Annotated in this window: 21 protein-coding genes; 11 read left to right on the top strand and 10 right to left on the bottom strand. The window is 64.4% G+C overall.

The genetic code is table 11. From position 1 onward, the window contains the following. The first annotated feature begins 35 nt into the window (after window positions 1-35). Complete coding sequence (locus K3136_RS03980) at window positions 36-569, top strand: glycine zipper 2TM domain-containing protein (protein ID WP_221431608.1); 534 nt, start codon at window positions 36-38, stop codon at window positions 567-569. 102 nt (window positions 570-671) lie between these two features. Here K3136_RS03980 and astD read toward each other — a convergent pair whose 3' ends face one another. Both astD and K3136_RS03970 read right to left on the bottom strand, forming a co-directional pair. Next, window positions 672-2,120, bottom strand: coding sequence for a succinylglutamate-semialdehyde dehydrogenase (gene astD, locus K3136_RS03975; protein WP_221431607.1), 1,449 nt, complete (start codon window positions 2,118-2,120; stop codon window positions 672-674). A 66-nt stretch (window positions 2,121-2,186) separates the two neighbouring features. Then, complete coding sequence (locus tag K3136_RS03970; protein WP_221431606.1) at window positions 2,187-3,599, bottom strand: protein adenylyltransferase SelO family protein; 1,413 nt, start codon at window positions 3,597-3,599, stop codon at window positions 2,187-2,189. 80 nt (window positions 3,600-3,679) lie between these two features. Here K3136_RS03970 and K3136_RS03965 point away from each other — a divergent pair, with 80 nt between their 5' ends. The 4 genes from K3136_RS03965 to K3136_RS03950 all read left to right on the top strand — a co-directional run bounded on the left by K3136_RS03965 (window position 3,680) and on the right by K3136_RS03950 (window position 7,933). Beyond that, entirely contained in the window at window positions 3,680-4,540 is an 861-nt protein-coding gene (locus K3136_RS03965) for an alpha/beta fold hydrolase (protein ID WP_221431605.1), read from the top strand. Further along, window positions 4,537-5,652 (top strand): glycosyltransferase family 4 protein, encoded by a 1,116-nt coding sequence (locus K3136_RS03960; protein WP_221431604.1) that lies wholly within the window; start codon window positions 4,537-4,539, stop codon window positions 5,650-5,652. Before K3136_RS03965 ends, K3136_RS03960 begins: the two co-directional genes overlap by 4 nt. Before the next feature lie 131 nt (window positions 5,653-5,783). Then, window positions 5,784-6,563 carry a tetratricopeptide repeat protein gene (locus K3136_RS03955; protein ID WP_221431603.1) on the top strand — a complete coding sequence of 260 codons (780 nt, stop codon included), beginning with the start codon at window positions 5,784-5,786 and terminating at the stop codon, window positions 6,561-6,563. Window positions 6,564-6,580: 17 nt separating this feature from the next. Then, window positions 6,581-7,933 carry an outer membrane protein assembly factor BamB family protein gene (locus K3136_RS03950; protein WP_221431602.1) on the top strand — a complete coding sequence of 451 codons (1,353 nt, stop codon included), beginning with the start codon at window positions 6,581-6,583 and terminating at the stop codon, window positions 7,931-7,933. A 13-nt stretch (window positions 7,934-7,946) separates the two neighbouring features. On the opposite strand, the gene K3136_RS03945 is transcribed toward K3136_RS03950, so the two are convergent. Genes K3136_RS03945 through K3136_RS03935 form a run of 3 tightly spaced genes read right to left on the bottom strand, consistent with a single transcriptional unit; the run spans window position 7,947 to window position 10,434 of the window. Continuing rightward, entirely contained in the window at window positions 7,947-8,249 is a 303-nt protein-coding gene (locus K3136_RS03945) for a putative quinol monooxygenase (protein WP_221431601.1), read from the bottom strand. Window positions 8,250-8,265: 16 nt separating this feature from the next. Then, a complete protein-coding gene (locus tag K3136_RS03940; RefSeq protein ID WP_221431600.1) occupies window positions 8,266-9,636 on the bottom strand; it encodes a glutamate--cysteine ligase in 1,371 nt (456 codons plus the stop codon). A 42-nt stretch (window positions 9,637-9,678) separates the two neighbouring features. Next, window positions 9,679-10,434 carry a 16S rRNA (uracil(1498)-N(3))-methyltransferase gene (locus K3136_RS03935; RefSeq protein ID WP_221431599.1) on the bottom strand — a complete coding sequence of 252 codons (756 nt, stop codon included), beginning with the start codon at window positions 10,432-10,434 and terminating at the stop codon, window positions 9,679-9,681. A gap of 39 nt (window positions 10,435-10,473) precedes the next feature. Between K3136_RS03935 and ubiA the strand changes: the two genes are divergently transcribed. The 3 genes from ubiA to K3136_RS03920 are packed head-to-tail and all read left to right on the top strand — an operon-like array spanning window position 10,474 to window position 12,466. Next, window positions 10,474-11,388, top strand: a complete 915-nt coding sequence (gene ubiA / locus K3136_RS03930) for a 4-hydroxybenzoate octaprenyltransferase (protein ID WP_221431598.1) — start codon at window positions 10,474-10,476, stop codon at window positions 11,386-11,388. Continuing rightward, window positions 11,388-12,008 carry an SOS response-associated peptidase gene (locus K3136_RS03925; RefSeq protein ID WP_221431597.1) on the top strand — a complete coding sequence of 207 codons (621 nt, stop codon included), beginning with the start codon at window positions 11,388-11,390 and terminating at the stop codon, window positions 12,006-12,008. The genes ubiA and K3136_RS03925 overlap by 1 nt, the downstream gene beginning before the upstream one ends. A gap of 5 nt (window positions 12,009-12,013) precedes the next feature. Beyond that, complete coding sequence (locus K3136_RS03920) at window positions 12,014-12,466, top strand: tRNA (cytidine(34)-2'-O)-methyltransferase (protein WP_221431596.1); 453 nt, start codon at window positions 12,014-12,016, stop codon at window positions 12,464-12,466. A 59-nt stretch (window positions 12,467-12,525) separates the two neighbouring features. Here the strand turns inward: K3136_RS03920 and K3136_RS03915 are convergent, their stop codons facing one another. Further along, window positions 12,526-12,909, bottom strand: a complete 384-nt coding sequence (locus K3136_RS03915; RefSeq protein WP_221431595.1) for a VOC family protein — start codon at window positions 12,907-12,909, stop codon at window positions 12,526-12,528. 113 nt (window positions 12,910-13,022) lie between these two features. Here K3136_RS03915 and soxR point away from each other — a divergent pair, with 113 nt between their 5' ends. Genes soxR through K3136_RS03900 form a run of 3 tightly spaced genes read left to right on the top strand, consistent with a single transcriptional unit; the run spans window position 13,023 to window position 15,875 of the window. Further along, the gene (gene soxR, locus K3136_RS03910; RefSeq protein ID WP_221431594.1) at window positions 13,023-13,460 is read left to right on the top strand and encodes a redox-sensitive transcriptional activator SoxR; all 438 of its coding nucleotides are present in this window, start codon (window positions 13,023-13,025) and stop codon (window positions 13,458-13,460) included. Window positions 13,461-13,516: 56 nt separating this feature from the next. Beyond that, window positions 13,517-14,779 carry an acyl-CoA dehydrogenase family protein gene (locus tag K3136_RS03905; protein ID WP_247711427.1) on the top strand — a complete coding sequence of 421 codons (1,263 nt, stop codon included), beginning with the start codon at window positions 13,517-13,519 and terminating at the stop codon, window positions 14,777-14,779. 4 nt (window positions 14,780-14,783) lie between these two features. Further along, window positions 14,784-15,875 carry an acyl-CoA dehydrogenase family protein gene (locus K3136_RS03900; protein ID WP_221431593.1) on the top strand — a complete coding sequence of 364 codons (1,092 nt, stop codon included), beginning with the start codon at window positions 14,784-14,786 and terminating at the stop codon, window positions 15,873-15,875. Window positions 15,876-15,921: 46 nt separating this feature from the next. On the opposite strand, the gene K3136_RS03895 is transcribed toward K3136_RS03900, so the two are convergent. From K3136_RS03895 to K3136_RS03880, 4 genes are all read right to left on the bottom strand, one after another. Continuing rightward, window positions 15,922-16,380 carry a hypothetical protein gene (locus K3136_RS03895; RefSeq protein ID WP_221431592.1) on the bottom strand — a complete coding sequence of 153 codons (459 nt, stop codon included), beginning with the start codon at window positions 16,378-16,380 and terminating at the stop codon, window positions 15,922-15,924. Between the two features lie 194 nt (window positions 16,381-16,574). Further along, entirely contained in the window at window positions 16,575-17,102 is a 528-nt protein-coding gene (locus tag K3136_RS03890; RefSeq protein ID WP_221431591.1) for a SixA phosphatase family protein, read from the bottom strand. Next, entirely contained in the window at window positions 17,099-19,849 is a 2,751-nt protein-coding gene (locus K3136_RS03885; RefSeq protein WP_221431590.1) for an ATP-dependent DNA helicase, read from the bottom strand. The genes K3136_RS03890 and K3136_RS03885 overlap by 4 nt, the downstream gene beginning before the upstream one ends. A 63-nt stretch (window positions 19,850-19,912) precedes the next feature. Then, complete coding sequence (locus K3136_RS03880; RefSeq protein WP_221431589.1) at window positions 19,913-21,121, bottom strand: methionine gamma-lyase; 1,209 nt, start codon at window positions 21,119-21,121, stop codon at window positions 19,913-19,915. Between the last annotated feature and the right edge of the window lie 35 nt (window positions 21,122-21,156).

The raw sequence follows: 21,156 nt of genomic DNA, 5'->3' as shown, positions 1-21,156 counted from the left end.
CCACCGAGTCGAACACGATCCACAGGACGAAGAACATGAACCGCATTTTGAAGACCGCATCGCTGGCGCTGGCCGCATCGGGCCTGACGCTCGCTGTGCCCGCAGCCGCCGCACCACTTCCCGCCCATGCCGCACCGCAGGCCCATGTGATGGCAGGCGATACGGTCTACGAGCACGGTCGCGGTCATCACAAGCACAAAAAGCACAAGGACCGGCGCTATCACGGCCGTCATTACGACGACCGCCGCTATTATCGCGAAGACCGTCGGTATTACCGCGAAGACCGTCGGGACTACCGCGACACACGCCCCTACTACATGCGCTACGACCGCAACTGGGGTCGCCCGGTCTATCGCGACACCCGCATCTGGCGCGGCCGCGACAACCGCTACTATTGCGAGCGTGAAGACGGCACCACGGGGCTGCTGGTCGGTGCCGGGGTCGGCGCGCTGATCGGCCACGAGGTCGCAGGGCGCGGCGGAGATCGCACGCTCGGCGCGATCATCGGCGGCGCGGCCGGCGCACTGCTGGGTCGCTCGATCGACCGCTCCAGCACCCGCTGCGGCTAACGAATACGAACTTCGGGCTGCGCCCACCCGCAGCCCGAGGGCGGCCTTCGGGTCGTTCTGGGCGTCGTCCGGACCCTCGTCACGAGGGACGGGCGGCGCCCTTTACTTGTGCGCGTCCTTGGACTTGCGGGTTGTCTTGACTGCATCGGCCAGGCCGACACCGATGCTTGCGCGGGGCTGGTCCAGCTCGGAGCTGGCGACCGGATAGGCGCAATAGTCTGCCGCATAATAGGCGGCCGGACGGTGATTGCCCGACAGGCCAATGCCGCCGAAAGGTGCGGCGGACGAAGCGCCGTTGGTCGGGCGGTTCCAGTTGACGATACCGGCGCGAGCCTCGTGCCAGAAGCGTTCGAAATCGGCAGGCTCGCCCCCGACGAGCGAAGCGGAAAGGCCGTAACGCGTGTTGTTCGCTTCCGCGATCGCCTCGTCGAAATCCTTGACCCGGATGACCTGCAGCAGCGGGCCGAACAGTTCCACATCGGGGCGTTCGTCGATCGCGGTGCTGTCGATGATGCCCGGCGTGAGGAACGGCAGGCTGTCATCCTTGCGCGTCATCTCCAGGATCGCTTCCGCACCGTGCGATGTCAGCGCCTCGTAGCTCTGGACGAGCAGATCAGCCGCTTCATTGTCGATCACCGTGCCCATGAAGGGCTGCGGATCGGCGAAGGGTTCGTCCACCAGCAGGCGCTTGGCGAGGTTCGTCACCGCAGGCACGATCTCGTCATACATGCTGTCGAGCACGACCAGGCGGCGCGCGGCGGTGCAGCGCTGGCCGGCAGTGGTGAATGCCGACTGGATGATGGTGACCGCCGCATCCTCGATCTTGGGAGTCTCAAGCATGACGATCGGATTGTTACCGCCCATTTCGAGCGCCACGATCTTGGAAGGATCGCTTGCCAGCTTGCGATTGATCGCGATGCCGCCCCGCGCGGAGCCGGTGAACAGGACGCCGTTGACCAACGGGTGCCCGACCAGCGCCTTGCCCGCTTCTGCACCGCCATGAACCACCTGCACCACGTCTTCGGGCACCTGCGCCTCGTGGAACAGCTTTACGAGGAATTCACCGACGGCGGGGGTCTTCTCGCTCGGCTTGAAGACCACGACATTGCCCGCGATGAGGGCGGGCACGATGTGGCCGTTGGGCAAGTGAGCGGGGAAATTGTAGGGGCCGAGCACGGCCATCACGCCGTGGGGCTTGTGACGCAGGGCTGCCGAACCCTGAAGCGCACTGTCGAGCTTCTTCTGGCCGGTACGTTCGGCATAGGCCGAGATCGAGATCTCTACCTTGTTCTTGACCGCTTCGACTTCGGTGCGGGCTTCCCACAGGGGCTTGCCCGTTTCGCGTGCGATCAGTTCGGCGAAGGGTTCTGCGTGCTTGAGGACTTCATTGGCAAAGCGGCGCATGAATTCCATGCGGCGGGGGGCGGATTCGCGTGCCCATCCGGTGCGCGCCTTTGCCGCACGCTCCATGATCTCGTCGACATCACCGATCTTGCCGCGCCAGATCTCGTTTCCGGTCGCAGGTTCGGTGGAAATCATTACGTCCGACACTGAAGTTATTACCCCTGAACCCGTTGCTCTATCTGCAACTGCCTATGTGCTTTCTGTCTGGGGAGGTCAAATTGAGTTTCCGCTAATATGTCCACACGGCACAGGCGCATCACCATGTGCTTCGCCCATCCGGCGCAGGCGCGAAACCTTCTCATGAAGCGGCGCCCAGTCGTCGCGTTCGTCGATGGCCGACCAGATCGCTTCGACCTCGTCGATGAGCATGCTTTCGGGCGCGTTCTCTTCCCAGTAATCGTGACTGTCACCGACAGCCTCGTATCCCGCCAGAATTGCGGCCAGGTCCCCTTCGGCATTCCGGCCGCCGCGCAGGCTATAGAAGAAGGCATCCGGTTGCTCTCCGCTTGCGGCCATCGACGCTTCGCAGGCGCCGACCAGCTTGCCATCCTCTTCAAGGCCGCGGCTGGCGATACCGAGGCGCCAGCACCAGCGCCGGCCGACCGCTTCCATATAGAGCGGTCCGAAACGCTCCATTGCCGCGATCAGCGGCGGGGCATCGCAGATGAGGCGCAGCGCGATCGCGAATTGCCCGCAATTCCAGTGCAGCGCCTCCGGCTGGCGTCCGAAGGCATAAAGCCCTGCGTGGTCGAAATAGGCCGCCGTAAAACCGGGCTTCCATTGCTGCAGGAAACGCCAGGGCCCGTAATCGAAGCTCTCGCCCGAGATGTTCATGTTGTCGGTGTTGAGCACGCCATGGACGAAACCTGCGACCATCCAGCTTGCCGCAAGATCCGCCATGCGTTCGACCACGAGGTGCATCAGCCGGACGGCCGGCTCGTCGCGGCCGGGCGCATCGTCCGGAGGAAGAGGGCCCGGGAACTGGGTGAGGCAGTAGTCAACCAGCTGCCTCATGTGCTCTTCCTCTTCCAGCGCGAGCAGCCGCTGGAAGGTGCCGATGCGGATATGCCCGTGGCTCAGACGCGTCATCACCGAGGAACGCGTCGGCGAGGGTTCGTCGCCCCGCATGAGTTCTTCGCCCGTCTCCACGATGCTGAAGGTCTTGGAGGTATTGACGCCGAGCGCCTCGAGCATCTCGGTCGCAAGGATTTCGCGAACGCCGCCCTTCAGCGTCAGGCGGCCGTCGCCGTCGCGGCTCCATGGCGTCTGTCCGGAACCCTTGGTCCCCAGATCGAGCAGCCGCCCCGAAGAATCGCGCATCTGCGCGAACAGGAAGCCGCGCCCGTCACCGATTTCGGGGTTGTAAACGCGGAACTGGTGGCCGTGATATCGGAGTGCGAGCGGCTTGGGCAGGTTATCGGGCAAGGCCTCGAAGCGTCCGAAATGCCTGACCCAGTCTTCGTCGGAGAGACCCTCGAGACCCACCGCAGCGGCCCAGCGATCGTTGCGAAAACGCAGTGTCGCTTGCGGAAAATCGGCGGCACGGACCTCGTCGCCAAGCCAGTCGGCGAGCTGGGTGATCGGCGTTTCGGGGCGGTATTCGGCGGGTTTGGGGGCGCTGGGCATAGGTTGGGGGATGGGGAAGCAGGCACGCGCATGCAAGTCGTCTCTCGAAATTTGCTTCAGGTGGCGCTACCGCAGCATTCATGGATACCGATTTCAGCGAGCGCAGCTGGCAGAGCCCCGACGGGCTGGAGCTGTATTTCCGCGATTATGCGGGCGACAAACTGCCCGTCCTGTGCCTTCACGGCCTGACCCGCAACAGCCGCGATTTCGAGGGGCTGGCGCCTTTCGTTGCGGAGAAAGGTCACCGCGTCATCGTGCCCGACATGCGCGGACGCGGCCAGAGCGCCTATGCCGATGACAGCGCGACCTATGCCGTGCCGACCTATATCGCGGACGTGATGGCACTGCTCGAGCAGGAAGGTATCGACCGTTTCGTCTCCATCGGCACGTCGATGGGCGGTTTGATGACCATGCTGATCGCCCAGCTTGCCCCGCAGAGGCTGGCGGGCGCGCTGATCAACGATATCGGGCCGGTGGTCGACCCGCGCGGGATCGACAAGATCAAGACCTATCTCGGCAAGGGCGGGAGCTTCCCCACCTGGATGCACGCTGCCCGCAGCCTCGAGGAAGTGCACGGAGACTCGCATCCCGGTTTCGACACGAACGACTGGATTGCCATGGCCAAGCGGTCGATGACGCTGTGCAACAATGGCCGCATCGCGTTCGATTACGACATGAAGATCGCCGATCCCTTCAACGAGGTCGACGATAATGCCGTCCCGCCCGACCTGTGGCCGGGTTTCGAGGCGCTGGCGGGCAAGCCGCTCGTGCTCGTGCGCGGCGAAGTTTCCGAGATCCTCAGCGCTGATACGCTGGCAGAGATGCAGAAGCGTGCGCCCGATGCGGATACCGTGGTGGTCCCTCAGGCAGGCCATGCGCCGACGCTGGACGAACCCGAAGTCCGTAGCGCGGTCGAAGCGCTGCTCGCCTCCGTCAAATGAGCAAACCCAACGACGGCATCCCGCCGCACGTCCTGCACATCTACCCCGACCGCGAGGCGGCAGAGCTGATCGCGCATTACGGACGCAAGCTGCGGCATACGATCGTCACCGATGACGATCTAGTCATGCAGGCGATGCCGAAGGGGCTGACGCTCAAGCAGGCATCGCATTTCCCGCCGCTCGAGGGTGTTCCTACGCCGGGCCGCCTGCAGAAGCTCGCCCGCGCGATGACGCCCTTCGACCTCGTGCTGACTCATGGCTGGGGGGCGATGGATGCGGCGATGGCGCACACGCTGTTCAAGGACGCGATGCAACTTCCGCCGCTGATCCACCACGAGTTCTCGCTCGGTGAGGCCGAGGCCAAGCGCCCTTCCAAGCGGCGGACATGGTATCGCCGGATCGCGCTGGGCAAGTCTTCGGGTCTCGTGGTGCCGTCGGAGAAACTGGAAGAGGCGGCGCTGGTCGACTGGCAGCAGCCGCTCGGCCGCGTGAAACGCATCGCACCCGGTGTCGATACGAAACTGTTCGCCAAGCAGCCCAAGCCCGATGGCTTCAGGGTCATCAAGCGGTCCGGCGAATTCTGGCTCGGCACGCATGTCGATCAGGCAGACGCGCAGGACCTGTCGATGCTTGTGCGCGCTTTTTCGACGCTCGGCGTGGACTGGCACCTGATCGTACTGGGCGAGGGCGCAGGGCGCGTCGAGGCGGAACAGACCATCGATGCGCTCGAACTGAACGACCGGGTGCACTGGGTCGGCACGACAGCGCAGCCCGGAAAGGTCATGGGCCTGCTCGATATCTTCGCCGTTGCAGCCGATGCGGGGCACTTCCCCGAGGCCGGGGTGCAGGCCATGGCGGCTGGCGTGCCGCTGGTGGTGCCCGACGAGGGCGAGCTTGCGCATACCGTTGCGCAAGCCAACCACCCCTGGCTCTTCCAGAAGGGCGACGAGACGGCGCTCGGAGAAAAACTGGGCGGTCTCGCAAGGGACAAGACAGAACGCCGCACGGTTGGCGAGGCCAATCGCGCGCATGCCGTTTCCAGCCTCGATCGCGACAAGACCGTCGCAACCTATCGCCGCCTTTACGGCAGCGCGATGCGGATCGAGCTGTAGTGCCTTTCATCGCGCATTCACGCGGGCGGGGACAGGCTTGTTCCAATGGGGTCGAAACCATTGCCCTTGCGCGGTGCGATGCTTAAAGACCCGCCCATTCAATTCTAGCCAATACTGGAGCCCGCGCCACAGTGGCCCGCACACCCAAGACCGAACCGACCCGCGAAGAAAAGAAGGCCAAGGCCGAAGCTGCAGAGCAGGAAGCGCTGCTGCGCGAAGTCGACGATGCCGTCAGGCAGGGCGATCTCGACAGCTTCCTGTCCACTTACGGCAAGCCCCTGCTTGGCCTGGTCATCCTCGGCCTCGCGGCCTTCGGCGGCTATATCTACTGGCAAAACCAGCAGGAAAAGGCGATCGAGGCGTCGAGCGAACAGCTCGTCCTTGCGCTCGAGAAACTGAGCGATGGTGACGAGGCCAGCGCCCTGTCTCGCCTCGCCCAGGTCGATGGCAAGGGCAGTGCGGTCTACAGCGCCAAGATGGTGCGCGCAGGCCTGATTGCGCAGGATGGCGATAACGCGCAGGCGATCGAACTGTTCGGCGAAGTCGCGAATGCCGAAGGCGCTCCCGAAGAAATTCGCAACCTGGCGCTGATCCGCATGACGGCGCTGCAGATGGACACGATCACGCCGGAAGACGTCGTTGCGGCCATGCAGCCGCTCGCAGCTCCGGGCGAACCCTTCTTCGCGTCGGCAGGCGAACTGCTCGGCCATGCCTATCTCGAACAGGGCAAGCGCGACGAGGCAGCTGCGTTGTTCGCGGAAATCGCGCGTGATGAAAATACCCCGATGACGGCGCGTGCGCGCATGCTCAACCTGGCTTCGAGCCTCGGCGTGAATGCCGTGGACGACGTGCAGGAACTGCTCGACGTACAGGGTGGCGGCTCGGCTTCGCCCACGCTCGTCAACGAATGAAAAGAAACGGAATTTCGATGAGCCAGATCAATCTCAAGACCATCCTGCGTGCCGGTTCCGGCGCAGCGCTCGCGCTTGCGCTCGGGGCCTGCAGCGGCGGCCTGTTCGGTGGCGGCGACGGCGAAAAGGACACGCCCACTCTCGGCGATCGCCAGCCGATCCTCTCGCGGATCGCCACCGGCGCCGAGGTCGATCCCGCTCTCGTGGGTACGCCGGTCCTCCTGCCCGCAGCCGAGGCTAACGATGTCTGGGGCCAGGCTGGCGGCACCGCCAGCAAGAGCTACGGCCAACTGGCGCTGGCAGAAACGCCCGCCCGCGCATTCACCGTGAATGTCGAAGGGGCCGGCGAACGCCGCCGCCTCGGTGCATCGCCCGTGATTGGCGCAGGCAAACTCTTCGTCGTAGGGACCGATGGCCGCGTGACGGCATTCGACGCCCAGACCGGCGCGGCGCTGTGGAATTACCAGAGCGACATCACCGACGACACGCGCGCGTCCGCCTTCGGCGGCGGCGTCAGCTTCGACAACGGTCGCCTTTTCGGCACCGACGGTGCCGGCAACGTCTATGCGCTCGACGCCGATACCGGTGCGCTGCAATGGAAGGTGAAGCCCGGCGGTCCGCTACGTGGTTCGCCCACGGTTGCTTTCGGCAATGTCTTCGTCATGTCGCAGGATAACCAGCTCTTCGCGCTCGACGCGAATGACGGCGCGCTGCAGTGGCAGGAATCCGGTTCGACAACCATGGCCGGCGTCTTCGGCGTTGCTGCTCCGGCGGCAGGCCAGGGCACCGTGGTGGCCGGCTACACCTCCGGCGAATTGATCGCCTATCGTTACGAGAACGGTCGCAGCCTGTGGGCCGACGCGCTGGCTCGTACCTCGATCTCGACGCAGGTCGGCGCACTGTCGGATATCGACGCCGATCCGATCATCCACAATGGCCGCGTCTACGCGCTGGGCCAGGGTGGCCGCATGGCCGCTTACGAGCTGGTGACTGGCCAGCGCCTGTGGGAACTGACCGTGTCCGGCATTTCCACTCCCGCCGTCGCCGGTGACTGGGTCTTCGCGCTGACCGACGAAGGCAAGCTGCTCGCGATCAGGGCAGACACCGGCAAAGTGCGCTGGCTGACCCAGCTGCCGCGCTACCGGAACGAGGAAAAGAAGAAGAATCCGATCTTCTGGCAGGGTCCGGTTCTTGCCGGCGGCCAGCTATGGGCGGCCAATTCGGAAGGCCAGATCTACCGGATCAGCACCGGTGAAGGTTCGGCTACCTTGTTCTACGATCTGGAAGAGCCGGTGAGCCTTGCACCCGTCGTGGCGCAGAACACGCTCTACGTGCTCGACGACAGCGGCCGCGTCACCGCGTTCCGCTAGGTTCCGGAAGGGGTCAGCCTAGCGGCTGGCCCTGGTCCGTTTCATACATCCTGAGTTCCTGCGAGGCGGGCGGATTTGCCGCCATGACCTCGCGAAACGCGGCCATGTGCGCGCTTTCGCCATGCGCGGCGAGCGCGGCTTGATCGCGCCAGCGTTCGAACAGGATCAGAGTGTCGGGATCGGCGATGTCGCGGGCGAAGGAATAGTCGAGACAGCCATCTTCTGCGCGGCTGGCGCGGACCATTTCAACCATCGCTTTCTGGGTTGCCGCGTCGATCGTGCGCCCCAGCTTGATGGTGCCGTTGATCTGGATCATCGCCTCTCTCCTTCGCTCAGAAGCTGTATTTGTAGACCCTTGAAACGTCGCCTTGCCATTCACCGTGATAGCGGTCGAGCAGGATCTGCGCCGGGACCTTCCCGCTCGCGACGATTTCGTCCAGTGTTTCGAGGAAGCCGGTCTCGTTGTCGCCCGAACTGTTGAGGCGGGCCCTTGCGGTCAGCCCGCTGCGCGCGGCGGCCATCACATCCTTGGCGAGATCGCGCAGCTTGCCGCCTCCCGGGATGGGCGCATCGAGCGCCAGCTTGGGAACCGCGTTACGAAGCTCCTCGCGCTCTTCCATCGTCCAGTGCTTGACCAGGTCCCATGCCGCATCGAGCGCATCCTGTTCGTAGAGCAGGCCGACCCAGAAGGCGGGCAGGGCGCAGATGCGGCTCCACGGTCCGCCGTCCGCGCCGCGCATTTCGAGGAAGCTTTTCAGACGCACTTCGGGAAAGGCGGTGGACAGGTGGTCCCACCAGTCGCTCTCGGTCGGTTTCTCGCCGGGCAGCACTTCGAGCTTGCCCTCGAGGAAGTCACGGAAGCTGAGGCCCGCTGCGTCGATATACTTGCCGTCGCGGAAGACGAAATACATCGGCACGTCGAGCATGTAGTCGACCCAGCGTTCGTATCCGAAGCCGTCCTCGAACACGAAGGGCAACATGCCGGTGCGGTGCGGGTCGGTGTCGCTCCAGATATGGCTGCGATAGGACAGGTAGCCGTTGGGCTTGCCTTCGGTGAAAGGCGAATTGGCGAACAGCGCAGTGGCGAGCGGCTGCAGCGCGAGGCCGGTGCGGAATTTCTGCGCCATGTCGGCTTCGCTCGAATAGTCGAGGTTTACCTGGATCGTGCAGGTGCGCAGCATCATGTCGAGGCCCAGCGTGCCCACGCGCGGCATGTGCCGCTTCATGATGTCATAGCGACCCTTGGGCATCATCGGCAGTTCTTCGCGGGTCTTGTCCGGCCACATGCCGAGACCGAGAAAGCCGACGTCCAATGCTTCGCCGACTTCTTTCACCTGCTGGAGGTGGCGACCCGTTTCAGCGCATGTTTCGTGCAAGTTCTCCAGCGGCGCGCCCGACAGTTCGAGCTGTCCGGCCGGTTCAAGGCTGACCGTACCGTCCGCTCCGCGCATGGCGATGACCTTGCCGCCTTCCTCGACCGGCTCCCAGCCGAACTGGCGCAGCGAGAGGAGGATATCGCGGATGCCGCCTTGCTCGTCATAGCTGGGCGCGCGGTGATCGCTCTTGTGGAACACAAGCTTTTCGTGCTCGGTCCCGATCCGCCAATCGGACTTCGGCTTCTCGCCATTCTGCATCGGCGCGACCAGCTGGTCGCGGCTTTCGATGATCGGATCGTCCTTTGCGGAAGTATCGCGCGTGCTCATGATCGGTGGCGATAGGCAACCGAACCTTGCGTGAAAAGGAAATTATTCCTCGTCGAGCCAGTCACCCGCCTCGGCCATCCAGACGGCTGTGCCTGCGATGGCGGCGGTTTCTCCGCGAAGGATGCGCGGACCGAGGCTGACAGGGCGCGCGCTGGGATGGGCGCGAATCATGGCGCGCTCGGCATCATCGAAACCGCCTTCCGGCCCCACCAGCAGGGCGGCTGGGTCATCGGCATAGCAGAAAGCGTCGGCGGCAGCTTCGCCTCCGTCCTCGTCCGCGAAATAGAGGATGCGCTCTTCGGGCCAGTCGCGCAGCATGGCTTCTAGTTTCTGGACCGGTGCGATTTCGGGCAGCGCCGTTCGCGCGCATTGTTCGGCCGCTTCGGTGACGATGCTGTCGGCGCGCTCTGTATTGAGCTTGTCGGCGACGCAGCGCCGCGTGACCACGGGTGCGATCCGCGCAACGCCCAGTTCGGTCGCCTTTTCGAGCACGAGGTCGAACCGGTCCTTCTTGAGCAGCGCGGGGCAGAGCCAGAAATCGGGCACTTCCTCGCGCTCGCGCAGCTGTTCCTTGACGCAAAGCGTGACGTGACGTTTGGCCGCATCGACGACCTCTGCCGCCCATTCGCCCGTCACATCATCGCACAGGATCACGGCATCGCCGGGCGAAACACGCATGACCTTGCCGAGGTAATGCGCCTGGTTGCCCTCGATCACGACCTGTGCATCGGCGGCAAGCGGGTTTTCGACGAATAGGCGGGGTGCGCTCTTGGGCGGCCAGGCGGGTGTTGCAGGCATGGCTTTGCAGGTGGCACGTGCGCTTGTAGGGAGCAAGCCATGAGCGACAGCGCGGCACCCGAAATCGTCCCCGACAGCGAACATCGCGGCCTTGTCGCGCGCCTGCCGCAGCTTCCGCGCGACCTTGCGCAACTTGCGCGTTTCGACCGGCCGATCGGCTGGTGGCTCTTGTTCTGGCCCTGTGTCTGGGGTGTCTGGCTGACCGGCGCAGGCTGGCAGTGGGCGCTGCTCGGCTGGCTGCTCCTAGGCAGCATCGCCATGCGCGGTGCGGGCTGCGTCTATAACGATATCGTCGATGCGAAGCTGGACCGGAAGGTCGCGCGCACGGCAAGCCGCCCCGTCGCGAGCGGGCGGGTGTCGAAGAAGCTTGCATGGGGGTGGCTGCTGGCGCTGTGCCTCGTGGGGCTGGTCGTCCTGCTGCAATTGCGGCCCCTCGCGCAGATCGTTGCTCTCGCAAGCCTCGCGCTGGTCGCCGCCTATCCTTTCATGAAGCGCATCACATGGTGGCCGCAGGCATGGCTCGGGATGGTCTTCACTTGGGGCCTGCTGGTCGGCTGGACGCAATTGCGCGCCGATAACTGGGATGCGCTGGCTGCCATGTATGCGGGCGCCGCGCTTTGGGTGATCGGTTACGACACGATCTATGCCATGCAGGACCGCGAGGATGACGCGCTGGTAGGCATACGCTCCAGTGCGCTGAGGCTGGGCGGCCATATCAAGGGCGGGGTGACGCTGTTCTATACCGGGGCGGTTGCGCTGTGGGCGCTCGCATTCTGGCTCTACCGTGCCGACTGGATCGCGCTGATCGCGCTGCTTCCGGCCGCCGGACATCTTTTCTGGCAGGTCTCGACGCTCGATGGCGAGGATCCGGGCAATCCGCTCGAACGCTTCCGTTCGAACCGCTGGACCGGCGCTTTCGTCGCTGCCGCATGCTTCGTCGTGGGGAACGCCTGATGTGCAACCTTTATCGCATGACCAAGAACAAGGACGAGGTTGCGGCCTGGTTCGACGTGGTGAACGAGCTGGGCGGCGCGAACTTCGGCGCGGAGGTCTATCCGGGCTATCCGGGCGCAGTGGTCGTCGAGGGGAAGCTCACGCAGATGAGTTGGGGTTTCCCGCTGGTGATGAAGGGCAAGAACGGCCAGCCCCTGAAGCCCAAGCCGGTCAACAATGCGCGCACCGACAAGCTCGACAGTTTCTTCTGGCGCTACAGCTTCGAGGAGCGCCGCTGCCTCATCCCCGTCACCGCATGGGCGGAGGCCGAAGGGCCCAAGGGCGGCAAGACGCGTAGCTGGTTCTCGCGCCCCGACGCGGCATTGTTCGCTTGCGCAGGCGTATGGCGCAATTCGGATGAGTGGGGCGACTGCTACTCCATGGTCATGACCGATGCAGGCGGTCTGGCAAAAGAGGTGCACACGCGCATGCCTGTGCTGCTTGCCAAGGACGACTGGAGCACGTGGACCGGCGGTTCACCCGATGACGCCCGCGCACTTTGCCGCCCATGGGAAGGTGAACTCGCGCTCGACCGGACCAAGGTTCCATGGTCGGGCAAGGGTCAGGTGGGGCTGCTCTAGTCGCCATGCGGATTGCGCTGTTCGAACCCGAGATCGCCGGAAACGTCGGCAATGTGATGCGGCTGGGCGCCTGCATGGGCGTGGGCGTCGACCTGATCGAACCGCTCGGTTTCCCGTGGGACGACCGCCGCGTCCGCCGGGCGGCGATGGATTATATCGACCACGTCGAAGTGGTGCGCCACGCCAACTTCGATGCTTTCCGCGAGGCGAGGGCGGGATGCCGGCTGGTGCTGTTCACTACGCGGGCGACCTCGTCTTCCTATGATTTCGAGTACCGGCCTGACGACATCCTCCTCTTCGGCAAGGAAAGTGCCGGCGTGACCGATGCCGTGCGGGCAGAGGTCGACGCCAGCGTTCGCCTGCCGATGAAGCCGGAGGTGCGGTCGCTCAACCTGGCGACCAGCGCGGGCCTCGCTCTGGGCGAGGCGCTGCGGCAGACGGGACAGTTGCCGGGTTAGGCTCTCTTCGATCCCGCGGCTCGGGTTTGCTCGCAAAGATCGGGCGGCTCAGGATGATCTCATTCATAGCTGACCACCTCGAATTCTATGCCGTCCCAATCGAAGAAGTAGAACCTGCGTCCGGGCTCGTAATCGTCGTGACCGAAGGGCTTGAGGCCGTGGCTTTTGACCACGCTTTCCGCCGCGTCGAGATCGCCAACGGTGAAGGCGATGTGGTTGAGCGGCTGGCCCTTTTCATACTCGCCCTTCACGTGATCGCCCGTGTAGAGCGCGATGTAGTCGTGATCCGCGCCGACATGCACGGACCTGCCAAATTTCATCGAAGGGCCGCGCCAGCGCTCCTTCCAGCCGAGCAGTTCGATCAACAGCGCGGCGCTGCGTTCGGGGTCTGTGACCGAAATATTGGCGTGTTCGAGGCGGCCTTGTGGGCTTGGGTTTGCCATGGTGCATCTCCTTTTGCAGCCTGCGCGTCGGGCAGGCTCGATTGCGATGCACAGGGATATGCAACCTCAAGCTAAGTTGAGGTCAAGCTTTGTTTTCGCTATCGCTGTGATCGATGAAAGCGAACGACCTCCTGCCAATCGGCGATCTCGCCCGCCGGACCGGCCTATCGGTCTCGGCGATCCGCTTCTACGAGGAGAAGGGGCTGGTCGAACCGCATCGCACCGCGGGCAACCAGCGGCGCTTCCTGCGTAGCGACATCCGGCGGCTCAGTTTCATCCTGATCGCGCAGAAACTCGGCCTTTCCCTGTCGGAGATCGAGGAAGCACTTGCCGGCCTGCCGCAGGGACGCACACCCAATGCCGCCGACTGGAAACGGATCAGCGGGGAGGTGAAGCAGCGCATCGACGCCCAGATCGCCGCGCTCGAAAAGGTGCGCGAGGATCTCGACGGCTGCATCGGTTGCGGCTGCCTCTCGCTCAGGAAGTGTGCGCTCTACAATGCCGGCGACAAATGGGGCGAGGATGGCAGCGGCCCGCGGGTGCTGCGATAGGCTTGCTGTTTCGGGCCACTCCCAATTGCGGGTAGCAGCGCGCGCCCTGGCCGTGCATGATGGACATCGTTCCCGCCCGATTTGCCATGGCCGGGACGACGGGGAGAGAGATGAAGATCGAATTCGCGCCCGAGCTCGAGGCATTCCGCGCCGAAGTTGCAGAGTTCTTCGCCACCGCGCCCACGCCCGCCATTCGCGAGGCCGGCCGCAAGACCACCAGCGTCTTCGCCCCGTTCAAGGAATGCATGGAATGGCATCGCATCCTCTATGACAAGGGATGGGTGGCCCCGCACTGGCCCGAGGAATACGGCGGCACCGGCTGGAGCGTGGAGCAGCGCTTCATCTTCGCCGAGGAATATCGCAAGGCCGACCTTCCGCCGCTGCTGCCGCAGAGCCTCGGCATGGTGGGGCCGCTGCTGATCGACATCGGGACGCAAGAGCAGAAGGATCGCTATCTCCCTGGCATCCTCAATGGCGACGATTTCTGGGCGCAGGGCTATTCTGAACCGAATTCCGGCTCCGACCTTGCCTCGCTCAGCTGCCGCGCAGAGCCCGATGGCGACGACTACATCATCAACGGGTCGAAGATCTGGACCACCTATGCGCATCACGCGAACCGCATGTTCATGCTCGTGCGCACCAGCACCGAGGGCAAGAAGCAGCAGGGCATCACCTTCCTGCTGCTCGACCGGATCGATTATCCCGGTATGGAAATCCGCCCGATCGTGGGCCTCGACGGGTTCCCCGAACAGTGCGAGGTCTTCTTCGAGGATGTGCGCGTGCCCCAGTCGGGCCGCGTCGGCGAAGAGAACGACGGCTGGAGCGTCGCCAAGCACCTCCTCAAGCACGAGCGCGGCGGCGGGAATGCTGCAAGTCCCACGCTGATGCGCTATTGCGAAAGGGCTCGGGCAGCAGCCGAGAAGACGCCTTCGCCCTTTGGCGGGATGCTCGCCGACGATGCAGTTTTCCAGCGCGAGATCGGTGAGCTGGAGGCGGATATCGCCTCGCTCGGCCATTTCGAGAAGCTGGCGATCTCCGGTCACGAGATCGCCCGCGATCCGGCGTTTCCCTCGATGAACAAGACGATCAATTCAGAGCTGGTGCAACGTGCCTCGGTCCTGATGACGCAGGTCTCGGGCGTGGACGGGCTGGCGCGTCAGCTGGAGGCTTTGCGGGTGGGGTCGAACGTCGAACCCCTCGGCAGCGAATTCGACCTTGTCTCGATGCCGCTCTATCTCAACAGCCGCGCGACCACGATCTACGCCGGTTCCAATGAAGTGCAGCGCGACCTGATCGCGCGCACGGTTTCGGGGAGCTAGGCTCATGGATTTCAGCTTCACTGACGAACAGCAGATGCTGCGCGATGGCGTCGGCAAGTTCCTCGAAAAAAGCTACGATTTCGACACTCGCCAGAAGCTGGTGAACTCGGACGCGCCTTGGTCAGCCGACGCATGGCAGCAGTTCGCCGAATTCGGCCTGCTGGCGCTGCCCTTCAGCGAGGAGCAGGGCGGCCTTGGCGGTTCGATCTCCGATTGCGTCGCCTTTGCCGAGCTGTTCGGCAAACACCTCGTGATCGAACCCTATCTCGGCTCGGTAATGCTTGCAGGTTCGGCGCTTGCTCAGAGCGGCCATGCAGCCGCGCAGGAATGGGTGGAGAAGATCGTTTCCGGAGAGGCAGTCGCCGCTTTCGCCTTCGAGGAAGGACACGGAACGGCCTCACCCGAATTGGTGGCGATGACTGCGCAGGGCAGCGGAGACAGCGCGCGCCTCACCGGCGAGAAGCGCCTCGTCCATGCGGGCGGGGATGCGGATGCGATCGTCGTGCTCGCGAAGAAGGGCGAGGGCGGGCCGCTGGCCTTCTACCTCGTCGAAGCCGGTGCCGACGGCCTCGATGCGCGCGCCTACACGACCATCGACGGGCGCAGCGCTGCGAACATCACCTTCACCGATGTGGCCGCGACCGAGCTTGGAACGTCCGAAGAGGCAGTCGAGAAACTCATCTCGGAAGCGATTATCGTCCAATCGGCCGAGGCTGTGGGCGCGATGGGCGCGCTCGTCGCGATGACCGGCGAATATGCCCACACGCGCAAGCAATTCGGCGTGCCGATCGCGACTTTCCAGGCGGTCGCGCATCGCCTCGCGGATATGAAAATCGCTTACACAAAAGCGCGCGCGACGCTGATCTACACCACTGCGCTGGCGGAGTCCGGCGCTGCGACCCCGCGAGATATCGCCATCCTCAAGGGACAGATCGGCAAGCTCGGGCGGGCAGTGGGCGAGGCGGCCATCCAGACCCACGGCGGCGTCGGCATGACCGACGAGCTAAGCGTCAGCCACTATCACAAGCGCCTGCTCGCCTGCGACACGACCTTCGGCGACCATGCCTATCATTTCCGCAAGGTCGGGATGGGCTGATTTTCGATTTGGATGTCAGGTAACGACCCGTTTGCGGACAGAAAGTCTAAGAAATCGAGCGAACTTCTTCGCGCGCAAACTGCCAATTTCCATTCTTGCCTTTCGAATAGATTGCCAGGATGCCTACGCCGGATAAGCCACCCGTAGATTTCCGAGCGAAAATCACAGCGTGCTCTTGATCCACTGTCCAAATAGGCATCGCGACTAAAAGCACGTGCGCGTCCCAATCATCCCCAATGGTGAGAGAATTTATTGTCTCATTGTCGGAAACGACCCCTTGTTCGGACAGCAAAGGTTCCAAGCTGATACAGGCATCGAGGACACTTTGCTCGGGAAGTTTTGTGACGCTGCGCCAATCGCCAACATGAGCGATGCTTTTTGGCACAGAACCCTCAATCGGGCCATCTTCAGAGATGACTGGAAGCAACTGCAGGGGTGCCTCTCGTACTGCGATACTTCGCGGCGCATCCGGGTATTTCGTTCGCGAGCGCTCCGCTTCGTTCACGAACCGCCCCACGTAATCAGTCACAATCTCACAAGCGACTTCTTGGGACGGAGTGTCGGCGCCACTTGGACTGCAGGCAGATAACAAGCTGGCAAATGTCGCCAAACATAGAAAATTACTTCGCATGGGTTGAAGCTACTGGCCTAGGCGAGGGGACACAATGTCCGTTTCCCACGTAATAGCTGCCGAAGGGACTAATGCTCCGGCCCGAGCTCGGGATCGAGGTCACGCGGGCGGGCGAAGTGGACGAGCTTGCCGCAACCTTCCTTCAGATCCGCCCAGTCGTCGATATCGAGCTCGAACACCGCGAAGGCCGCGGTGGGGAACTTGACCTTCGCCTCGTCGAACAGGGCGTTCTCGTTCTTCGGCGCGACCAGTTCGAAAACCATGTCGCCAAGGCCGGGATTGTGGCCAGCAAGGAGGAGGGTGTCGGCATCCCCGCCGTCTTCGCGGATCACGTCGCAGATCGTCTCGCTCGAGGCGAGGTAGAGACGGTCCTCCCATTCGGGGGCGACGCCTATCGCAGCCTGTTGGAGCGTGGTCTTAACCCGCTGTGCGGGGCTGGCGACCAGCTTGTCCCACTTTACCCCGTGTTCGCGAATGTGCTGGCCGATCAGGGCGGCGCCCTTGCAGCCGCGGGTATTCAGACCCCGGTCGAAATCGCGCTTGTCGCTCTGTCCCCAGTCGGACTTGGCATGGCGCAATAATCCAAGGACCTTCACTGCTCTTCGCTCTCCGCGGTTTCGGCTTCGTCTTGCGTGTCTTTCCCAACACCCTTCGCGACCCGCTGTAAAGCCTCGTCGAGTGTCAGGCGTATGACCGGCGTGCCTTCGGGGAAGGCGGAGAGCAGTCGGCTGGGAAAGGCGGAAGACAGCACCACGAAGTGCCCGGCATCGTCCTTGCTGCGAATGAGCCGCCCGAAAGCCTGTGCGAGGCGGGCACGGATGATACGGTCGTCATAGCGCTGCGCACCGCCCGCCTGCTCTGCCGCAGCGGCGCGCCGGGCGCGGTGGAGGATGGTGGGGCGGGGCCAGGGCACGCTCTCCATCACGACGCATCGCAGGGAGCGCCCAGGCACATCGACCCCGTCGCGCAGGGCATCGGTGCCGAGCAGGCTGGCACGGGCATCGTCGCGGAAGATATCGGTAAGCGTGCCGGTATCGATCGGATCGACATGCTGGGCGAACAGCGGCAGGCCTGCGCGCGCCAGCCGGTCGGCGATCCTGCCATAGACCGCGCGCATCCGGCGGATTGCGGTGAACAGGCCGAGCACGCCGCCGTCCGACGCCTCGATCAGTCGCGCATAGGCTCCGGCGAGCGCAGGAATATCGCCGCGTTTGATGTCCGTCACGATCAGCACTTCGGCACGGCCTGCGTAATCGAAGGGACTGTCGGCCTGCGTGGTCTTGGGCTGCAACTCCAGATGAGGCGCGCCGCTCTTGGCGATGGCATGCTCCCAGTCGGGGCCGGTCTCGTCGCGGTCCGTCAACGTGGCGCTGGTCAGCATCACGCCATGCGATTGTTCGAGCACGACCTGTGCGAATGGCTTCATCGGGTCGAGCCAGTGGCGATAAAGCCCGACGTCGAATTCCCGCGCATCGTTGCGATCCACGGCCAGCCAGTCGACGAATTCGGGATCGGCTGGCCCGCCCAGGCGCGAGAGCAGGGCTTCCCAAGCGGCGACCAGATCGATGCGCCAGGCAAGCGAGTGTCGCGCGCCCTCGATGCGCGCACGGCCCTGACCATCGAGCCAGTCGGGTGCATCCTCCAGCACGGCCTCCAACCTCCCCGCGAGCTTCAGCAGGGGAGTGCGGATCTGCGCGAGCGCCTGTGCGGCAGTGCCTGCTGCCTCGACCAGTTCGCCGGGCAGTTGCGCGGTCTCGGTTTCGATGCCGTAGCCTGCCTCGAGCCCGCTCTCGTCGCGAGCGAAGGTCGTAGCGCGAACCTGTGCGAGCAGCGCTTCCAATGGCCCCGAGGGCGCACCTTCAGCCAGCCGTCCCAGCCAGCCGTCGGAAGGCAATGCTTCGGCTGCCTCGATCGCGGCTTCGACTGCATCGCCCCCCGCCTCGTCGTAGCTGGCAACATCGGCGAGCCTTGCAGCAAGGCCGCGCCTGCGCCCGCGCGAATTGCGTTCCGGCCCGATGATCCAGCGGCGAAGCTCGATCGCTTCCTGCCCGGTCAGCGCGGCGGAGAAGGTGCTGTCGGCAGCGTCGAAAACGTGATGTCCCTCGTCGAACACGATGCGCGTCGGGCGGCTGGCGATATCGCGCCCGCGTGCCGCGTTGACCATCACCAGCGCGTGGTTGGCGATGACGAGGTCGGCCTGCGCGGCGTTTCTCGCGCTGCGTTCGATGAAGCACTTCCGGTAATGCGGGCAACCCGCATACACGCATTCGCCGCGCTGGTCGGTCAGTGCCGCGATCCCGCGCTTGCGGAACAGCGTGCCGAGCCAGCCGGGCAGGTCGCCGCCGATCATGTCGCCGTCCTGCGTATAGGCAGCCCAGCGTGCGACAAGCTGCGCAAGGATGGCCGGGCGTCCAGCAAAGCCGCCTTGCAGCGCATCCTCCAGATTGAGCAGGCACAGGTAATTCTCGCGCCCCTTGCGCACGACTACCGGCGGAGATCCGTCGGGGCGTGTCGCGGGCCATGCGCGCGTGCTTTCGCGGCGCAACTGGCGCTGGAGGTTTTTCGTATAAGTGCTGACCCAGACCGTCCCGCCCGATTGTGCAGCCCAGAGCGATGCCGGTGCGAGATACCCAAGGGTCTTGCCGATCCCCGTACCCGCTTGCGCCAGCAGGACATGCGGACGCTTCTGCGCATCGCGCGGGGCGAACACACCGCCGGCACCGCGCGCGAACAGGCGCTGCCCCTCGCGCTTTTCCGCGCCTTCGCCGGTCAGTTGTTCGAGATGCGCTTCGATCTCAGGTTCGTCGATCAGGACCTGTGCAGGCTGCGGCCGGTCGGGCGTTTCTTCCCATTCCGGCAGCTTGGTGAAGAGCCATTTCTCGGCCTTCTGCGGTTTGGCGACGTGCGGAGCGAGCACATTTGCCCACGGCCAGCGCAACCGTGCGAGCGATTGCAGGCTCGACCATGCGCCCTCGCGCTCCGCCCAGTCCTCGCTCTCGCAGGTCGCCACCAGTGCCCCTGCCGCCTGTTGCAGCAGCAACGGGACGTCGGCGTCGTCGGAGGGCGCGTCCAGCCCCAGCGCGTCGGCGAGGCCCTTGGGCGTCGGAACGCAGAATTTCGCCGGATGGACGAAAGCGAACAGTTCGAGCAAGTCGAGGCCCGAAAGGTCGGGATAGCCGAGCCTGCTCGCCACCAGCGGCGCATTCATCAGCAGCAGCGGCGTGTCTGCCGCCGCCATGACCGCCTCGCCCTTCGAACAGCCGCGCGTGGCGCCATTCGCGTCGCGCAGCCATGTGCCTGCGTGGCTGGCATGCAGCGAGGGAAGGGGGAGAGGCTGGCTCACCCCCTCGCGTTAGAACACAAACGGAACGGGGGGCAAGGCGTGTGCCGCCCAATCCCCTTCGATTTATGCCGCGATCGACAGTTCCGAGGCGTGAAGCGCCTGTTCGAGGTCGGCGAAGATGTCTTCGGCGTCCTCCAGCCCGACCGAAAGACGCAGCAGGCCTTCGCCGATACCATGCGCGGCGCGCTCTTCAGGCGTGTAGGTCGAGTGCGTCATGCTGGCCGGGTGCTGGATCAGCGTTTCGGCATCGCCGAGCGAGACCGCGCGGGTGATCATGCCGAGGCGGTTCATGAACCGGATGCCCTGGTCGTAGCCACCGGCCAGGTCGAAGGCGATCATGCCGCCCGGCAGCGCCATCTGGCGGCTGGCGAGATCGGCCTGCGCAAAGCTTTCGAGACCCGGGTAGTGAACTGCGGCCACCTGCGGCTGCGCTTCGAGCCAGCGTGCGACTTCGAGTGCGGACTGGCTGTGGCGCTCCATACGCAGCGCCAGCGTCTTGAGGCCGCGCATCACCAGCGTCGCGGTGAAGGGGCTCATCACTGCGCCGGTCATGTCCTTGAGGCCTTCAAGGCGCACTTTCTCCATCGTTTCCGCGCTACCTGCGACGAGGCCGCCGACGAGGTCGCCGTGCCCGCCGAGATATTTGGTGGCCGAGTGAACGACGATATCCGCGCCCAGCTCAACCGGACGAGTCAGGGCCGGAGTGGCATAGGTATTGTCGACCACGACCTGCGCGCCGCGCTTATGCGCGACTTCGCTGATGGCGGCGATATCGACCAGCCGCATGTTGGGGTTCGCAGGCGTTTCGAAATAGACGACCTTCACATTGTCGTTCATCGCAGCCTCGAGCGCGGCCGGATCGGTCAGGTCGACATGGGTCACCTTGACGCCGAACTTGGCAAGGCCGTGGCGGAAGAAGGCGAAGGTGCAGCCGTAGAGCGTCTTGTCGGTGATGATCTCGTCACCGGCCTGCAGCAGGCTCCACATGACTGCGGTGATCGCGCCCATGCCGCTTGCGGTCGCAACGCCAGCTTCGGCGCCCTCGAGGGTTGCGATACGCTGTTCGAGCAGGTCGAGCGTCGGGTTCGAGATACGGCTGTAGAAATAGCCCTGCTGTTCGCCGGCGAAAATTGCGCCGCCCTGTTCCGCGCTGTCGAACGCGAAGGTGGATGCCATGTGCATAGGCGGGGTCAGCGCACCCATGTTCTCTGCCGGATCGTACCCGTGATGGATGGCGCGGCTGGAGAAACCGGAAAGCGTGGAGCGACTCATGTGATTGACCTCATTATGCGTGTTTGAGGCCGATA

This window comes from Qipengyuania gelatinilytica, assembly GCF_019711315.1.
Taxonomy (GTDB): domain Bacteria; phylum Pseudomonadota; class Alphaproteobacteria; order Sphingomonadales; family Sphingomonadaceae; genus Qipengyuania; species Qipengyuania gelatinilytica.
This window is presented reverse-complemented; position numbering and strand designations above follow the sequence as displayed.